Below are 14,970 nucleotides of genomic sequence, written 5' to 3' on the forward strand. Positions count from 1 at the left end.
CCGGATCGCGGGCCGCGCCCGCGGCTTGCGCGCTGAGAGAGGAAGGACGATCGAAATGGCGAACGGAACCGGTCTCGACGGAATGCTCCTGGCCAGCCGCGTCCCCGAGCGGCTGCGGGAGTGGTATTCCTCCGCGCTGGAGCCGCAGGAAGCCTCCGAGGTGGATCAGTACCGCATCCTCACGTTCCGCGGCTTCTACCTGATCATCGACCGCCGCGACGACATCGCGGCCACCAACCCCGACCCCGGGCGGGTCGTCCTCAACTTCGACGTCGAGGACGCCCGCGCCACCGTCGAAGGCATCGAGAAGGCGGGGACCCGGTGGGTCGCGCCGCTCGAGGACCGCGACGGCAGCCTGTTCGCCACGGCCACCGACCCCGACGGCAACTACGTGCAGGTCGTCCAGATCAGCGAAGAGCACCGCGCGGCCATGTAGCGGCCCGGCACGCGCGGCGGTCCCGCCCGCCTCTCGGGTGGTCCGCACGGCCGCCCGGACGGGAGAGGCGGGCGGGAGACCGGCCCGCGCGCCGGTGCGGCGTCGCGACCGCTTGCGGTTGCGTACGTCGCGGTGAATCCACCGGCGCTCAGCGGGTAAAAAGGCGGCATGCTGCCCACGCTGACCCTCGAATCGCTCCGCTCGGCGGTGCGCCGGCTGCTGACGGGCGGGGTCTGGCTGTGCCCCATCCTTCCCGCCGACGCACTCGGTGCCGCGGCGGGCGACGACCGCGCCCCGCGGTCCGCGCGCGCCGCCGACCTGGACCCCGCACGCGTCGAGGAGCTGTGGTCGGATCTGATACGCCGTGAACTGCCCGACTGGTGATCCGCGGCGAAGCGGGTGCCGCCGTCGTGCGCGCACATCCGGAGCGGCGGCGGGGCCGGATCCGGCCGCGGCACGCGTGAGTTCGCGCCGGATTGCACCCCGTACCGGACGACGGTTCCCGTGCGCTCGCGCCCAGCCGCCGGGAGCGGACGCGGAGCCGTCCGCACCCCTTCGCACACTGCGCCACCTGCCCGGATGGGCATTACACCGAAGATCACCGCTTGCGAGGAATATCGCACCCGTTGCGACATGAACCCGCCGCAACAGGGTAAAGAGCGCACAGGCACGAACTCCGATGCCCGCTGCGCAGCAGGGATCCACTCCCCCAGCCCTGCACCTGTCTGGGAGGATTCCCCTGCGCCACAAGGGTCGCGGCCGTGCCACACGGACATACCGGACACTGCCGCATCGCACCTATCATGGCGCCCCGGCGGCCGCCGCTCGGTGCCGCCCGTGACATCGCGGGCCTTGGGACGCCGACCGGAGACGACAGGAGAGGAGCGTTGCGAAGGCGAACAAGGAACAACGAAATTCGCGATTTCGGCTCCGTGTCGCAACCGCGGAGCGCAGCAGCCGCTGCGCTAACGTCATCACGCACGAACCGGGGCGCACATTGTCCCGACGCGACAGCGCCGGGGTCAATATCCTATAACCATCCGGCACGCATTGGCGAAGTATGCACCGTTTGGCCGTAGGGTTTCCGGTCGAGGACTGCGAATAGCGCAACGGAATTTACTCCGGCACCAGCAGCGGTCCCGTGCAGGAACCTTCACGGGGTCGGGAGGAGAGGGCCAGGCCCTGCACAGCGAAGGCCCGTCAGGAAGACGGTACCTGCCCCGGGACTCCCGGTCCGGACCTCGGGAAGGAGTTGTCATCTCTCGATTCAGGTCCTACATACAAGAACACACGAACCCACCGGTCTTCTTCATCTCCGGCGCCATCGTCCTGCTTTTCCTGATTTGGGGCGCCCTGTTCACCGGTGGACTCTCCTCCGCCGCCGGCAGCGCGGTTACGTGGATCACCACGTATTTCGGCTGGTTCTACATTATGGCGGCCACTTTCTTCCTGGTGTTCGTCCTCTGGCTGATGTTCAGCCGCTTCGGCAACATCCGCCTCGGCCCTGACTCGTCGCGGCCGGAGTTCGGGACGACCGCCTGGTTCGCGATGCTGTTCACCGCCGGCATGGGTATCGGCCTGGTGTTCTACGGGGTCAGCGAGCCGGTTACCTACAACGCCGGCGGCGGCCCCAACCCCGAGGTCGACGCCAACACCCAGGAGTCCGCCTCCGAGGCGATGAACTTCACGCTGTTCCACTGGGGCGTGCACCCGTGGGCCATCTACATCGTGCTCGGCCTGGCACTGGGCTACTTCTGCTTCCGCAAGGGCCTGCCGATGCGGCCGGCCTCGGCGCTGTACCCGCTGATCGGCAACCGCATCTACGGCTGGGTCGGCAACCTGGTCGACATCCTCGCCGTGTTCGGCACCCTCTTCGGCCTCGCCACCTCGCTGGGCATCGGCGCGCGCCAGGTCAACGCCGGCCTGACGTCGCTGTTCGGGCTCCCCAACGTCTGGTGGATGCAGGTCCTCATCGTCGCCGTGATCACCAGTGTCGCGGTACTCAGTGTGATGCTGGGCATCGACAAGGGCATCCGCCGCCTGTCGGTGATCAACCTCTGGCTGGCCGTCGCCCTGATGCTCGCGGTGTTCATCTTCGGCCCGCGGCTGTACATCCTCACCGGCATGGCCGACTTCGCCGGTTACTACCTGCAGCACCTGCCGGAGACCAGCCTGCACGTCGCCAACCCGGAGACCGATCAGGCCGGCTACGAATTCCAGCAGGCCTGGACGCTGTTCTACTGGGGCTGGTGGATCGCCTGGTCGCCGTTCGTGGGCATGTTCATCGCGCGCATCTCCTACGGGCGCACGATCCGCCAGTTCATCACCGGCACGCTGTTCGCCCCGGTCGGCGCCTCCATCGTGTGGTTCAGCGTCTTCGGCGGCGCCGGCATGTTCTACGACAACCTCCGGAACGCCGGTATCTCGGAGGTGGACGCCCCCCTTGCGATGTACGAACTGCTGGAGAACCTGCCGATGCCCGCCATCCTGGTCGGGCTGCTGTCGATCCTGACGGTCGTCGTGGTCGTACTGTTCTTCGCGACCTCGTCCGACTCGGGATCGCTCGTCATCGACATGCTGACCAACGGCGGGGATCCGCACCCGATCAAGCTGCAGCGGTTCTTCTGGGCCGTCACCGAGGGCCTGGTGACCATAGTGCTGCTGATGGCGGGCGCCGGCATGGTCGAGGGCGACGCAGACCCGGTCACCGCGCTGCAATCGGCGTCGCTGGTCACGGGCCTGCCGTTCGCGGTCGTCCTCATCATCATCTGCTTCGGCGTCCTGAAGGCGTTGCGGAGCGAGGACGTGCGGGTAATGGTCCCCGGAACCACGCCTCCCTCCCGCGGGGGCGACAGCAAGGTGCACGTCGGCCCGCCCGGAGACATGGACCGGCCCAAGGCCCGCTCGGGCTCCACGTCCGGTTCCGGATCGACGGAGTCGGGCCCGTCGTCGGACAGCAGCGACAGCGGTGCTTGAGATTCAGTGAGGAATGACGAGCATGCCGACTAAGAAGAAATGGAACAACCCGTTCCGCGGCGTCATCGACATGATGAGCGAGATGAACCGCATCTCCGACACCATGTCCAGCCTGGAGAGCAACTCCGGGACGGCGACGCCGCGCGGGCACTCCGACGCCTGGAGCCCGCCCACCGACATCTTCGCCATGGGCGAGGACCTCCACATCCGGTGCGACCTGCCGGGCGTCCTCCCCGAGAACCTGGAGGTGGCGTTCTCGAACGGCACGCTGACCATCGCCGGCGAGCGCAAGAGGGACGACACCGAGGTGATCTACTACGCCTCGGAGCGCTACCTCGGGAACTTCCGGCGGGAGATCACCCTGCCGGCGGGCATCGACGACGATGACATCGAGGCCACCTTCGACGAAGGCCTGCTCACGGTCCGCGTGGCCGGTGCCGCCGACGCCGATGGGCCCCGCACCATCCAGGTGACGAGCCAGAAGAAGCAGCGCTAAGCGCTGATTCACCGCCGTACAAGCGCGAAGGCGCCCGGCCGATCCGCTCGGCCGGGCGCCTTCGCGTGTAAGGCACAGCGCGTCACAGCGCCGATGCGGCCGCCCTAGAAGACCCGCCCCTGCTCGTAGGGACCGATCACCGCGAGCATCTCGGGGCGGTTGAGGACGTCGGCGGCCACCTCGGCCACGTCCTCCTCCGTGACCGCGTCGAACAGGGCGAGGTCGTCGTCCAGCGAGAAATGCCGCGGGTAGTCGAGCTCGTGCACCGTCAGCCGCCCCATACGGGCGTTGCTGCCCTCGCTGCCCAGCACCCACGAGCCCTTGAGCTGGCCCTTGGCGCGCTCCAGCTCCTCGCGCCCGATGCCGGTGGCGGCCGCCTTGGCCAGCTCCTCGCGGCACACGCCCAGCACCTCGTCGATCTTGTCGGGCAGGCAGCCCGCGTAGACCTGGAAGGCGCCGGTCTCGGCGTAGGAGCTGTGGAAGGACTGCACGGCGTAGGCGAGTCCGCGCTTCTCACGCACCTCTTGGAACAGCCGGGACGACATCCCCCCGCCCAGCGCCGATCCCAGCACCCGCAGCGCATACCAGCGCTCGTCGGTGCGCGCCAGGCCCTCGCGGCCCAGGATCAGGTGCGCCTGCTCGGTGTCGCGGCCGACCAGGCGGGTGCCGCTGTAGGCGCGCACCGGGTCGCCGCCGACGCGCGGGCGCGCGGGACGGGCGTCGCCCGCGGCCGCCGACTGCTCCGCGAAGACGGCGGCGACCTGCTCGACGACCGCGTCGTGGTCCAGGTTGCCCGCCGCCGCGACGACCAGCTCACCGGGCACATAGGCGCTGCGGTACTGCTCCATGATGCGGTCGCGGGTCAGGGAGGCGATGGACTCGTTGGTGCCCAGGATGGGCCTGCCCAGCGCGGAGTCGGCGAAGACGTGCTCGGCGAAGACGTCGTCGATGAGGTCGGCGGGCTCGTCCTCGTTCATGGCGATCTCTTCGAGGATCACCCCCCGCTCGGTCTCGACCTCGCCCGCGTCCAGCACCGACGCGGCGACCATGTCGCCCACCACGTCCACCGCCAGCGGCAGGTCCCGGTCCAGGACCTTGGCGTAGTAGCAGGTGTGCTCCTTGCTGGTGTAGGCGTTGTGGTCGGCGCCGACACTGTCCAGCAGCGCGGAGATCTCCATCGCGTCGCGCCGCCGGGTGCCCTTGAACAGCAGGTGCTCCAGGAAGTGGGCCGAGCCCGCGTGGGCGCGGTCCTCGTCGCGCGAGCCGGTGGTGGCCGATATCCCGAAGGCCGCCGAGCGGAGGCCGGGCATCGCCTCGGTCACCACCCGCAGCCCGCCGGGCAGGACCGTCCGCCGAACCAGCCCGGAACCGGTGTCCGGCTCCATCACGGTGACGGTGCTGCCTGGCTCCTGCTCGGCGGCGATGGGCACAGAGCTCATACTCGGTTTCGCCTTCCTCGTCGGGTGGCGTAGTGGGGTGAGGCGACCGCGGGCGGGGCCGCCGCGCAGGGCCGCATGGAGGCCGACAATGACGCGGGGCGGCCGCACCGCAAGGTGCGACCGCCCCATCGATCATAGACAGCGATCAGGTGTTCTCACCGCTGCTGCTGCGGGTACGGCGCCGCCGCCGCGTGCCGGAGCCGCCGGCGGACTCGTCCTCGCCGCCCTCGTCGGCCTGCTCAGCGGCCTCGGGGGCGGGCTCGGACCCGTTGGCGGAGCCGGACTCGGCCTCGACGACCTCGACGGGCACGAGCGAGAGCTTGCCGCGGTCGTCGATCTCGCGGATCTCGACCTGGATCTTCTCGCCGATGCTGACGACGTCCTCCAGGTTCTCGATCCGATTGCCGCCGTGCAGCTTGCGGATCTGCGAGATGTGCAGGAGGCCGTCCTTGCCCGGAAGCAGCGAGACGAACGCGCCGAAGGCCGTCGTCTTGACGACGGTGCCCAGGTAGCGGTCGCCGACCTCGGGCATGGTCGGGTTGGCGATGCTGTTGATCGTGTCGCGCGCCGCCTCGGCGGACGGGCCGTCGGTGGCACCGATGTAGATCGTGCCGTCGTCCTCGACCGTGATGTCGGCGCCGGTGTCCTCCTGGATCGTGTTGATCATCTTGCCCTTGGGGCCGATGACCTCACCGATCTTGTCGACGGGGACCTTAACGGTCAGCACGCGCGGCGCGTTCGGGCTCATCTCGGCCGGACGCTCGATGGCCTCCTGCATGACCTCCAGGATGGCCAGCCGCGCGCCGCGGGCCTGCTGCAGCGCCTGGGACAGCTGCGAGGCGGGAATGCCGTCGAGCTTGGTGTCCAGCTGCAGCGCGGTGATCAGCTCGCGGGTGCCGGCGACCTTGAAGTCCATGTCGCCGAAGGCGTCCTCAGCACCGAGGATGTCGGTCAGCGTGACGTACTCCTCGCCGTCGCTGACCAGGCCCATCGCGATGCCCGAGACCATCTCCTTGAGCGGTACGCCGGCCTGCATCAGCGACATGGTCGAGGCGCAGACCGAGCCCATGGAGGTGGAACCGTTGGAGCTGATCGCCTCCGACACCTGCCGGATGGCGTACGGGAAGTCCTCGCGCGAGGGCAGCACCGGCAGGATCGCCCGCTCGGCGAGCGCACCGTGGCCGATCTCGCGCCGCTTGGGCGAGCCCACCCGGCCGGTCTCGCCGGTGGAGTAGGGCGGGAAGTTGTAGTTGTGCATGTAGCGCTTGGTGCGGTCCGGGTTCAGCGTGTCGATGAACTGCTCCATGCGCAGCATGTTCAGCGTCGTCACGCCGAGGATCTGGGTCTCGCCGCGCTCGAACAGCGCCGAGCCGTGCACCCGCGGCACCACGCCGATCTCGGAGCTGAGCTGGCGGATGTCCTTGGGACCGCGGCCGTCGATGCGGACCTTGTCGCGCACCACCCGCTCACGCATGAGCTGCTTGGTCAGCGACCTGAACGCCGCGCCGATCTCCTTCTCGCGGCCCTCGTAGTCCTCGCCGAGCTTCTCGGCGGCCAGCGCCTTGACGCGCTCCAGCTCGTCCTCGCGGTCCTGCTTCTCGGCGATGGTCAGCGCCTGGGCGAGCTGCTCGCGCACCGCCGATTCGACCGCGTGGTAGACGTCGTCCTCGTAGTCGAGGAAGACGGGGAACTCGCCGGTCTCCTTGGCGGCCTGGTCGGCCAGCGCCTGCTGGGCCCGGCACAGCACCTTGATGAACGGCTTGGCGGCCTCAAGCCCCTCGGCGACCGTCTGCTCGTTGGGGCCCACGGCCCCGTCGGCCACGAGCTGCAGCGTGTGCACCGTGGACTCGGCCTCGACCATCATGATGGCGACGTCGCCGTCGTCGAGGACGCGGCCCGCCACCACCATGTCGAAGGTGGCCTCCTGCAGCTCGGTGTGGGTGGGGAAGGCCACCCACTGACCGCGGATCAGTGCCACGCGCACGCCGCCGATCGGGCCCGAGAAGGGCAGGCCGGCGAGCTGGGTGGACATCGACGCGGCGTTGATGGCGACCACGTCGTAGAGGTGCTCGGGGTCGAGCGCCAGGATGGTCTCGACGACCTGGATCTCGTTGCGCAGTCCGTGCTTGAAGGACGGGCGCAGCGGGCGGTCGATCAGCCGGCAGGTAAGGATCGCGTCCTCGGAGGGGCGCCCTTCGCGGCGGAAGAACGAACCGGGGATGCGGCCGGCGGCGTACATGCGCTCTTCGACGTCGACCGTGAGCGGGAAGAAGTCGAGATTCTCCTTCGGGCGCTTGGAGGCCGAGGTCGCTGAGAGCAGCATCGTCTCGTCGTCGAGATAGGCGACGGCGGAGCCGGCGGCCTGGCCTGCCATGCGGCCGGTCTCGAAGCGGATGGTCCGGGTGCCGAAGGTACCGTTGTCGATCACGGCTTCGGCGGAATACGCGCCCTCCATGGGCGTCCTCCTCATAAAGGGTTACGGCTATTCGGTTGTCCCGCGCCCGCAGCCCCGGAGGAGTCGTCGAGAGTCGCTGCCGCCCGGCGGCGCGGGCAGCGCAATGCCTGCCGGCGCAGCAGGACCGCCAGCGGCCGGCCATCGATCGAAGCCTGCGGCTCGCCCGGAAGACGGGCCGCAGACCACTACCGAGGACCGGCCTCGACGCGGCAGCCGAGGTCGGGAGCGCGAGAGCACTCTGCCACGAGCCTTGCGGTTCGGATGCGGTTGTGGTTTGCGTTGTGCGACGTATCGCCGGTTCGGACGATACCCGCTGGCCACGGCTGTGGCCGACAGGTCCACACTACTAAGAAGGGGAGTGGCCGAGGCCACTCCCCGATCCCTGCGTCGTCAGCGGCGCAGGCCCAGCCGCTGAATGAGGCGGCGGTAGCGGTTGATGTCCTGCTTCTGGATGTACTTCAGCAGGCGCCGGCGCCGACCGACCATCAGCAGCAGCCCGCGGCGGCTGTGGTGGTCCTGCTTGTGGGTCTTCAGGTGCTCGGTCAGCTCCGTGATGCGGTGCGTCAGCAGCGCGACCTGGACATCAGGAGAACCGGTGTCGCCTTCCTTCGTGCCGAAGTCGGCGATGATCTGCTGCTTCGTGGCGGTGTCGGTCGACACGTCACTCCTTCTCGCGTTCTCGGTACGCAGACGTCAGGGACCCCGAGCGCGAGACGTCCGGTCCGGTCGCAGTCCGGTCGGGAATCGCGCACGGGCCGGTGACCACGCGTACGAACAGTCACCGTCAGCGGTCCGGGATCGCCCGCGGGAACTCAGCGGGCACCGCATCCGGCCGCTTCGCCCGGAGGGAATCCGGACATGCGCATGCGGTCTTGCGGCTCCAGTCTATAGCACCGCGCGGGCCGCGGTGACATCGCGCAGCGAGCGGCGGCCGCCGCTCGCTGCGCGGCCGCCGTCAGGACCCGGCCGTCAGCTCGCGGGCGGTGTCCACGTCGCGCGCCATCGCCTCGACCAGCTCGTCGACGCTGTCGAAGCGCAGTTGACCGCGGATGCGATGGGTGAACTCGATGGCGACGCGCCGGTCGTAGAGGGCCAGGTCGTCACGGTCGAGCGCGTAGCCCTCGACGGTGCGCGCCGCCCCTTCGAACGTGGGGTTGGTGCCCACCGAGATCGCCGCGGGCCAGGACGACTCGGCGCCCTCTTCGGCCCCGCTGAGCAGCATGCGTCCGGCGTATACGCCGTCGGCGGGCACCGCGGTGCCGGGCGGGCAGTCCAGGTTGGCCGTGGGAAAGCCCAGCAGCTCCCGGCCGCGCGCCGCGCCGTGCACCACCACGCCCTCGACCCGGTGCGGGCGGTCCAACTCCCGGCCGGCCCCTTCGACGTCGCCGGCTTCCAGGCAGGCGCGGATGCGCGTGGAGCTGACGGTGTCGCCCCCGGTCACCAGCTCCAGGCCCTCCGCCGTGAAGTCGTACTTCTCCCCCAGCCGGCGCAGCGTCTCGACCGTGCCGGAGGCCTTGTGCCCGAACCGGAAGTCCTCGCCCACGACCACCGCCGCCGCGCCCAGGCCCTCGACCAGCACCCGGCGCACGAAGTCCTCGGCGCTGAGCCGGGACAACTCGGCGGTGAAGGGCAGCACGCACACCGCGTCGGCTCCGTATTCGGCCAGCAGTTCGGACTTGCGCGGCTCGGGGGTCAGCACCGCGGGCGGCTCGCCGCCGCGCACGACGGCGTCGGGGTGGGGGTCGAAGGTGACGACCACGACCGGCAGCCCCCGCGTGCGGGCCCGCTCCACAGCGGTGCGCAGGATGGCCTGGTGCCCGCGGTGTACGCCGTCGAAGACCCCGACGGTCACGACGGAACGCCCCCAGTCGCGGGGCACGTCCTCCAGACCGCGCCAGAACCGCACGTCCAACAGCTCCCCTCCGATGCGTGGCCGCACATCCGCCGACCAGCTTCGCACGGCGGCCGCGAGTGCCGCGCGCGGCGGGCCGTGTCCTGGCTCACACGGGCGCGCCGCCGGGTTCCGGCCCTCGGCGGCGCCGGTCACCGACTCGGCCCGGCTCAACCGTACCGCCCGGCCGGGCGCGGCCGACGACCCAGGTCTCAGGCCGCCTCGAAGACGACGATGGGCTTGGCGTGGTCGGGGCGGTCCTCGGCGAGGGCGACCACGGTGCCGTCGGGCGCGAACAGCCCGACGGGGCCGGGGCCGACTTCGCCGCGGGAGATGCGGTTGCCGTGGGCGATCCTGCGGACCTCGTCGGCGTTGAGCACGCGGACCGGAAACGCCGCCGCCACCGCCTGGGCCAGCGGCACGGCGGTGAACTCCTCGGCCAGCTGCTCCAGGGTGCGGGCCTGGGCGAGGTCGTAGGGTCCCACCCGGGTTCGGCGCAGCGCCGTGAGGTGCCCGCCCACGCCCAGTGCGGCGCCCAGGTCGCGGGCCAGCGCGCGGATGTAGGTGCCGCTGGAGCACGCGACGCGGGCGTCGAGGTCGACGAAGGTCCCGCCGGCGTCCTCGACGCGGCGGATGTCCTCCACCGCGAACTCCGAGACGGTGACCTCGCGGGCGGCCAGCTCGACCTCCTGCCCCGACCGCGCGGACTTGTAGGCGCGCTTGCCGTCCACCTTGATCGCGCTGACCTGCGGCGGGACCTGGCTGATGGTGCCGGTCAGCGCGGCGGCTCCGTCACGCACCGCCTCGTCTGTGACACCGGAGGCGTCGGCGCGCTCCCCCGGCTCGCCCTCGGCGTCGTCGGTGTTGGTCCCCAGCCCCAGCCGCAGCGTGGCCGTGTAGGTCTTCTCGGTGAGGGTGAGGTGCCCCAGCAGCTTGGTGCCCTTGCCGATGCCGAGCACGAGCACCCCGGTGGCCATGGGGTCCAGCGTGCCGGCGTGGCCGACCTTGCGGGTGCCGGCGAGTCTGCGGGTGCGGGCGACCACGTCGTGGGAGGTCCAGTCGGCCGGCTTGTCGACGATCACGACGCCGCTGTCGGTCATGGGGCTGGGGTTTCCTCGTCGGCACGGGACGCCTCCACCGGCCGGGCGGGCGGGGCCGCGCCGACGGCGGAGGCGTCGGGTCGGATGGGGGACGCGCGGCTGCGCGAGGTCAGTCTTCCTCGTCCTCGGGCTGCCGGGGCGTCTTGTAGGGATCGGGCTCGCCGGCCGGGGCGGCGTCGGTGGCGGCGCGCGCCACCTCGGCGTCGGAGCGGCGGGCCTGGTCCAGCAGCGACTCGATGTGGGCGGCGTTGCGCTGCACATCGTCGCTCTTGAACGTCAGGCTGGGCGTGTGCCGCAGGCCCGTCTGGCGGCCGACCTCGGTGCGGATGATGCCCTTGGCGCTTTCCAGGGCGGCGGCGGTACCGGCCTTCTCGTCGTCGGAGCCGAACACCGTGTAGTACACCGTGGCATCGCGCAGGTCGTTGGTGAGCCGCGCATCGGTCACGGTGATGAAGCCGAGGCGCGGGTCCTTGACCCGGCGCTCCAGCATCTCCGCCACGATCCGCTGGATACGGTCGGCGAGTTTGCGCGCTCGTGCGGCGTCAACCATGGTCTCTAGTCTTCCTCTGGGCTGAAGAGCCGCTGCCTCGCGGAGAGCAGCTCGACCTCGGGGCGCTCCGCGACGAGCTGCTCGCAGGTCTGGAGCAGGTGCGAACAGTGGGCGGCGGTTGCGGCCACGACGGCCACACCGATCTCGGACCTGCGGTACAGGTCCTGGTCGCCGGTCTCGGCGACCGAAGCGGAGCACGCGCGCTGCAGGTCGGCCACGATGGGCCGCACTACCGAGCGCTTCTGCTTCAGGGAGCGCACGTCTCCGAGCAGGATGTCCAGCGTCAAGGCTCCGACGAACATGCGCTCACCCCGTGTGCCGCGCGCCGCGGATCGCGATTCAGATGTCATGTGGCGGCCGCATGACGGAGCGGCCGGACCGTTCGCAAGGAGGAACGGGCGGCTCCCCGGTCCGCGGACCCCCGGCCTGGACGACCGGGGGTCCGCGGCGAGGCGGGCCCGTGGGCGCGGATTACTCGCGGGGCTTCTCGCGCATCTCGTAGGTCTCGATCGTGTCGCCCACGCGGACGTCGTTGTAGCCGACGCCGATACCGCACTCGAAGCCCTCGCGGACCTCGGTGGCATCGTCCTTGAACCGCTTGAGCGACTCGACGTTGAGGTTCTCGGAGATGACGATCCCCTCGCGGATGATCCGCGCCTTCGTGTTGCGCCGGATCGTGCCGCTGCGGACGATCGAGCCGGCGATGTTGCCGATCCGCGGGACCTTGAAGACCTCGCGGATCTCGGCGGAGCCGAGCTGGACCTCCTCGTAGATGGGCTTGAGGAGCCCCTTGACCGCCGCCTCCACTTCGTCGATCGCCTGGTAGATGACCGAGTAGTAGCGGATGTCTACGCCCATACGGTCGGCGAGCTGGCTGTTCTTGCCCTCGGGCCGAACGTTGAACCCGACGATGATCGCCCCGGCCGAGGCGGCCAGGTTGATGTCGTTCTGGGTGATCGCACCGACACCGCGGCCGATGACGCGGATGTCGACTTCCTCGCCGCCCGCGTCGATCTTGGACAGCGACTCCTCGAGCGCCTCGACCGACCCGGACATGTCGCCCTTGACGATCAGCAGCAGCTCGTTGCGCTCGCCCTCGGCCAGCGCGTCCTTCCAGGTGTCGATGGTGACCCTGCGGGTGGCGCGGCTCTGCTGGGCGAAGCGCTCGCGCGCCTCGCGCTGCTGGGCGATCTGGCGGGCGACCCGGTCGTCCTTGACGACCAGGAAGCTGTCGCCGGCGCTGGGCACGTTGGTCAGCCCCAGCACCTGCACCGGACGCGAAGGCTCGGCGCTCTTCACGTTGGTGCCGTGCTCGTCCAGCATCGCCCGCACACGCCCGTAGGCGTCGCCGCAGACGATCGAGTCGCCGACGTTCAGCGTGCCGCGCTGCACCAGGACCGTCGCCATGGAGCCGCGGCCGCGGTCGAGGTAGGCCTCGATCGCGAGCCCCTGGGCCTCCATGTCGGGGTTGGCCCGCAGGTCCAGCGCCGCATCGGAGGTCAGCACGACCGCTTCGAGCAGCGCATCCAGGTTCTCACCCTTCAGCGCCGAGATCTCGACGCACTGGACGTCGCCGCCGAGCTCCTCGGCGACCACGCCGTACTCGGTCAGCTGGGCGCGCACCCGCTGCGGGTCGGCCCCCTCGACGTCGAGCTTGTTGATCGCGACCACGATCGGGACGTCGGCCGCCTTGGCGTGGTCGATGGCCTCGGCCGTCTGCGGCTTGACGCCGTCGTCGGCCGCGACCACCAGCACGGCGATGTCGGTTGCCTGAGCACCGCGCGCACGCATGGCGGTGAAGGCCTCGTGGCCCGGGGTGTCGATGAAGGTGATCTTGCGATCCTCTTCGTCGACCACGGTGGAGACCTGGTAGGCGCCGATGTGCTGGGTGATGCCGCCGGCCTCGCCGCCGACCACGTTGGTGCTGCGGACGGTGTCCAGCAGCTTGGTCTTGCCGTGGTCGACGTGGCCCATGACGGTGACCACCGGCGGGCGCGGGCGCCGGTCGGCCTCGCCGCCGACGTCGCCGAACCCGATGGAGAAGGACTCCAGCAGCTCGCGGTCCTCGTCCTCGGGGCTGACGACCTCGACGGTGTAGCGCAGCTCGTCACCGAGCAGCTGCAGCACCTCGTCGCTCAGCGACTGCGTGGCCGTGACCATCTCGCCCAGGTGCATCAGCACCTGAACCAGCGACGCCGGGTTGACGCCGATCTTGTCGCCGAAGTCGGCCAGGGACGCCCCGCGCGACAGGCGGATGGTCTGCCCGTTGCCGCTGGGGATCTTCACGCCGCCGAAGGACGGCGCCTGCATGTCGTTGAACTCTTGACGACGCTGCTTCTTCGACTTGCGCTGGCGCCCCGGACGACCGCCGGGACGGCCGAAGGCGCCTGCCGTGCCGCCGCCGCGGCCGCGACCGGCACCGGGACGACCGGCGAAACCGCCCGGACGACCGCCGCCACCGCCGCTGCCGGGACGTGAACCCGTGCCGGTGCCCGCAGGGGCGCCGCGACCGCGGCCGCCGCCACCACCGGCACCGCCGCCGGGGCGGCCGCCACCGCCGCCGCCGCCACGGCCGCCGGAAGGCGCCGGACGCGACGAGGGCATGTTCATCGGGCTGGGGCGCGGACCGGACGGACGGACGTTGGCCGGAGTCGGCCGGGGACCGCCGCCGCCGGGCGGACCCGGACGCGGCGCACCGCCGCGGTCACCGCCGCCGGAACGGGTGCCGGCGCCGCCCTGGCCACCCTGGCCCTGGCCGCCTTGACCGCCCTGGCCTTGGCCACCCTGGCCGCCCTGGCCGCCGCCCTGCTGACCCGAGCGCGGACCCGGACGCGGCGCGGGCTTGGAGCCCATGCCGGTGGCCGTGGAGGCGAACGGGTTGTTGCCGGGGCGCGGCCCGGTCTGGCGCGGCCCCGGACGCGGGGCCTTGCCGCCCTCGGACGAGGATGCGGGGCGCTCGCTCTTGTCGGAGCGGCTGCCGGGCTTCTCGGGCTTGGACGGCTGGCGCGGACCGGGCTTGGGGCCCGGCTTGGGCGCGTTGCCCTTGGGCGGACCGGAGCCGGCGCCTGCACCGGAGCGCGGGGCGGACTGCGGCGCCTGCTCGCCGGCGCTCTCGGCCGCACCCGTGCTCTGGGCCTGGCCGGCGCTCGCGGTCGGGGCCGCACTGGCGGCCTGACCGGCGTCTGCGGCCTGACCGGCGTTCGCCGGCTCCTGGCGCGGACCGGGCTTGGGACCCGGCTTGGGCGCCGAGGGCCGCGCGGTGGACGTGGAGCCCGCCTCGGCCCCGTTCGCGGGGGCCTGCTGCGGGCGCGGCTTGCGCTCCCCGCCGCCGGACTGTCCCTGCCCGGACTCCTGCTGGGGACGCGACTCGCCGGAACCGTTGTTGAAAGCTTCCTTGAGACGACGAACGACGGGCGCCTCGATGGTCGATGACGCCGACCTGACGAATTCACCCATCTCGTTGAGCTTGGCCAGAACAGCCTTGCTCTCTACTCCGAACTCTTTGGCGAGTTCGTATACCCGGACCTTGGCCACTGCTCTCCTCTACTCGGTCCGGGACATGGGCTTGTTCCGGACCGTCGCTAGCTTGACGTACTCATCGCTGCGTACTCATCGAGCGCTCATCGC

12 protein-coding genes are annotated in these 14,970 nt (G+C 70.8%); 4 read left to right on the forward strand and 8 right to left on the reverse strand.

Features of this window, described 5'->3' with window-relative positions; genetic code table 11:
- Positions 1-55 precede the first annotated feature (55 nt).
- The 4 genes from LP52_RS14040 to LP52_RS14055 all read left to right on the forward strand — a co-directional run bounded on the left by LP52_RS14040 (position 56) and on the right by LP52_RS14055 (position 3,908).
- Complete coding sequence (locus LP52_RS14040) at positions 56-436, forward strand: VOC family protein (RefSeq protein ID WP_040273923.1); 381 nt, start codon at positions 56-58, stop codon at positions 434-436.
- Between the two features lie 168 nt (positions 437-604).
- The gene (locus tag LP52_RS14045; RefSeq protein WP_040273925.1) at positions 605-820 is read left to right on the forward strand and encodes a hypothetical protein; all 216 of its coding nucleotides are present in this window, start codon (positions 605-607) and stop codon (positions 818-820) included.
- Positions 821-1,759: 939 nt separating this feature from the next.
- Positions 1,760-3,412, forward strand: coding sequence for a BCCT family transporter (locus LP52_RS14050; RefSeq protein ID WP_040274064.1), 1,653 nt, complete (start codon positions 1,760-1,762; stop codon positions 3,410-3,412).
- Positions 3,413-3,434: 22 nt separating this feature from the next.
- Positions 3,435-3,908 (forward strand): Hsp20/alpha crystallin family protein, encoded by a 474-nt coding sequence (locus LP52_RS14055; RefSeq protein ID WP_040273927.1) that lies wholly within the window; start codon positions 3,435-3,437, stop codon positions 3,906-3,908.
- A 104-nt stretch (positions 3,909-4,012) separates the two neighbouring features.
- Here LP52_RS14055 and LP52_RS14060 read toward each other — a convergent pair whose 3' ends face one another.
- The 8 genes from LP52_RS14060 to infB form a co-directional block, all read right to left on the reverse strand.
- Positions 4,013-5,347 carry a M16 family metallopeptidase gene (locus tag LP52_RS14060; protein WP_040273928.1) on the reverse strand — a complete coding sequence of 445 codons (1,335 nt, stop codon included), beginning with the start codon at positions 5,345-5,347 and terminating at the stop codon, positions 4,013-4,015.
- A gap of 145 nt (positions 5,348-5,492) precedes the next feature.
- Positions 5,493-7,802 (reverse strand): polyribonucleotide nucleotidyltransferase, encoded by a 2,310-nt coding sequence (locus LP52_RS14065; protein WP_040273930.1) that lies wholly within the window; start codon positions 7,800-7,802, stop codon positions 5,493-5,495.
- Between the two features lie 390 nt (positions 7,803-8,192).
- Entirely contained in the window at positions 8,193-8,462 is a 270-nt protein-coding gene (gene rpsO, locus LP52_RS14070; RefSeq protein ID WP_040273931.1) for a 30S ribosomal protein S15, read from the reverse strand.
- A gap of 295 nt (positions 8,463-8,757) precedes the next feature.
- Positions 8,758-9,708, reverse strand: coding sequence for a bifunctional riboflavin kinase/FAD synthetase (locus LP52_RS14075; protein WP_040274065.1), 951 nt, complete (start codon positions 9,706-9,708; stop codon positions 8,758-8,760).
- Positions 9,709-9,905: 197 nt separating this feature from the next.
- Positions 9,906-10,793: a tRNA pseudouridine(55) synthase TruB gene (gene truB / locus LP52_RS14080; RefSeq protein WP_040273933.1), complete on the reverse strand. Its 888-nt coding sequence runs from the start codon at positions 10,791-10,793 to the stop codon at positions 9,906-9,908.
- Positions 10,794-10,902: 109 nt separating this feature from the next.
- Entirely contained in the window at positions 10,903-11,343 is a 441-nt protein-coding gene (rbfA, locus tag LP52_RS14085; protein WP_040273934.1) for a 30S ribosome-binding factor RbfA, read from the reverse strand.
- 5 nt (positions 11,344-11,348) lie between these two features.
- Complete coding sequence (locus LP52_RS14090; RefSeq protein WP_040273936.1) at positions 11,349-11,645, reverse strand: DUF503 domain-containing protein; 297 nt, start codon at positions 11,643-11,645, stop codon at positions 11,349-11,351.
- Positions 11,646-11,814: 169 nt separating this feature from the next.
- Positions 11,815-14,877 (reverse strand): translation initiation factor IF-2, encoded by a 3,063-nt coding sequence (gene infB / locus LP52_RS14095; protein ID WP_040273937.1) that lies wholly within the window; start codon positions 14,875-14,877, stop codon positions 11,815-11,817.
- Between the last annotated feature and the right edge of the window lie 93 nt (positions 14,878-14,970).

The organism is Streptomonospora alba (assembly GCF_000826685.1).
In the GTDB taxonomy this organism is placed as follows: domain Bacteria; phylum Actinomycetota; class Actinomycetes; order Streptosporangiales; family Streptosporangiaceae; genus Streptomonospora; species Streptomonospora alba.

Coding starts and splice junctions, on each gene's coding strand:
- LP52_RS14040 (WP_040273923.1), top strand. CDS start 56: ATGGCGAACGGAACCGGTCTCGACGGAATGCTCCTGGCCAGCCGCGTC.
- LP52_RS14045 (WP_040273925.1), top strand. CDS start 605: ATGCTGCCCACGCTGACCCTCGAATCGCTCCGCTCGGCGGTGCGCCGG.
- LP52_RS14055 (WP_040273927.1), top strand. CDS start 3,435: ATGCCGACTAAGAAGAAATGGAACAACCCGTTCCGCGGCGTCATCGAC.
- LP52_RS14060 (WP_040273928.1), bottom strand. CDS start 5,347: ATGAGCTCTGTGCCCATCGCCGCCGAGCAGGAGCCAGGCAGCACCGTC.
- LP52_RS14065 (WP_040273930.1), bottom strand. CDS start 7,802: ATGGAGGGCGCGTATTCCGCCGAAGCCGTGATCGACAACGGTACCTTC.
- truB (WP_040273933.1), bottom strand. CDS start 10,793: ATGACCGACAGCGGCGTCGTGATCGTCGACAAGCCGGCCGACTGGACC.
- rbfA (WP_040273934.1), bottom strand. CDS start 11,343: ATGGTTGACGCCGCACGAGCGCGCAAACTCGCCGACCGTATCCAGCGG.
- LP52_RS14090 (WP_040273936.1), bottom strand. CDS start 11,645: ATGTTCGTCGGAGCCTTGACGCTGGACATCCTGCTCGGAGACGTGCGC.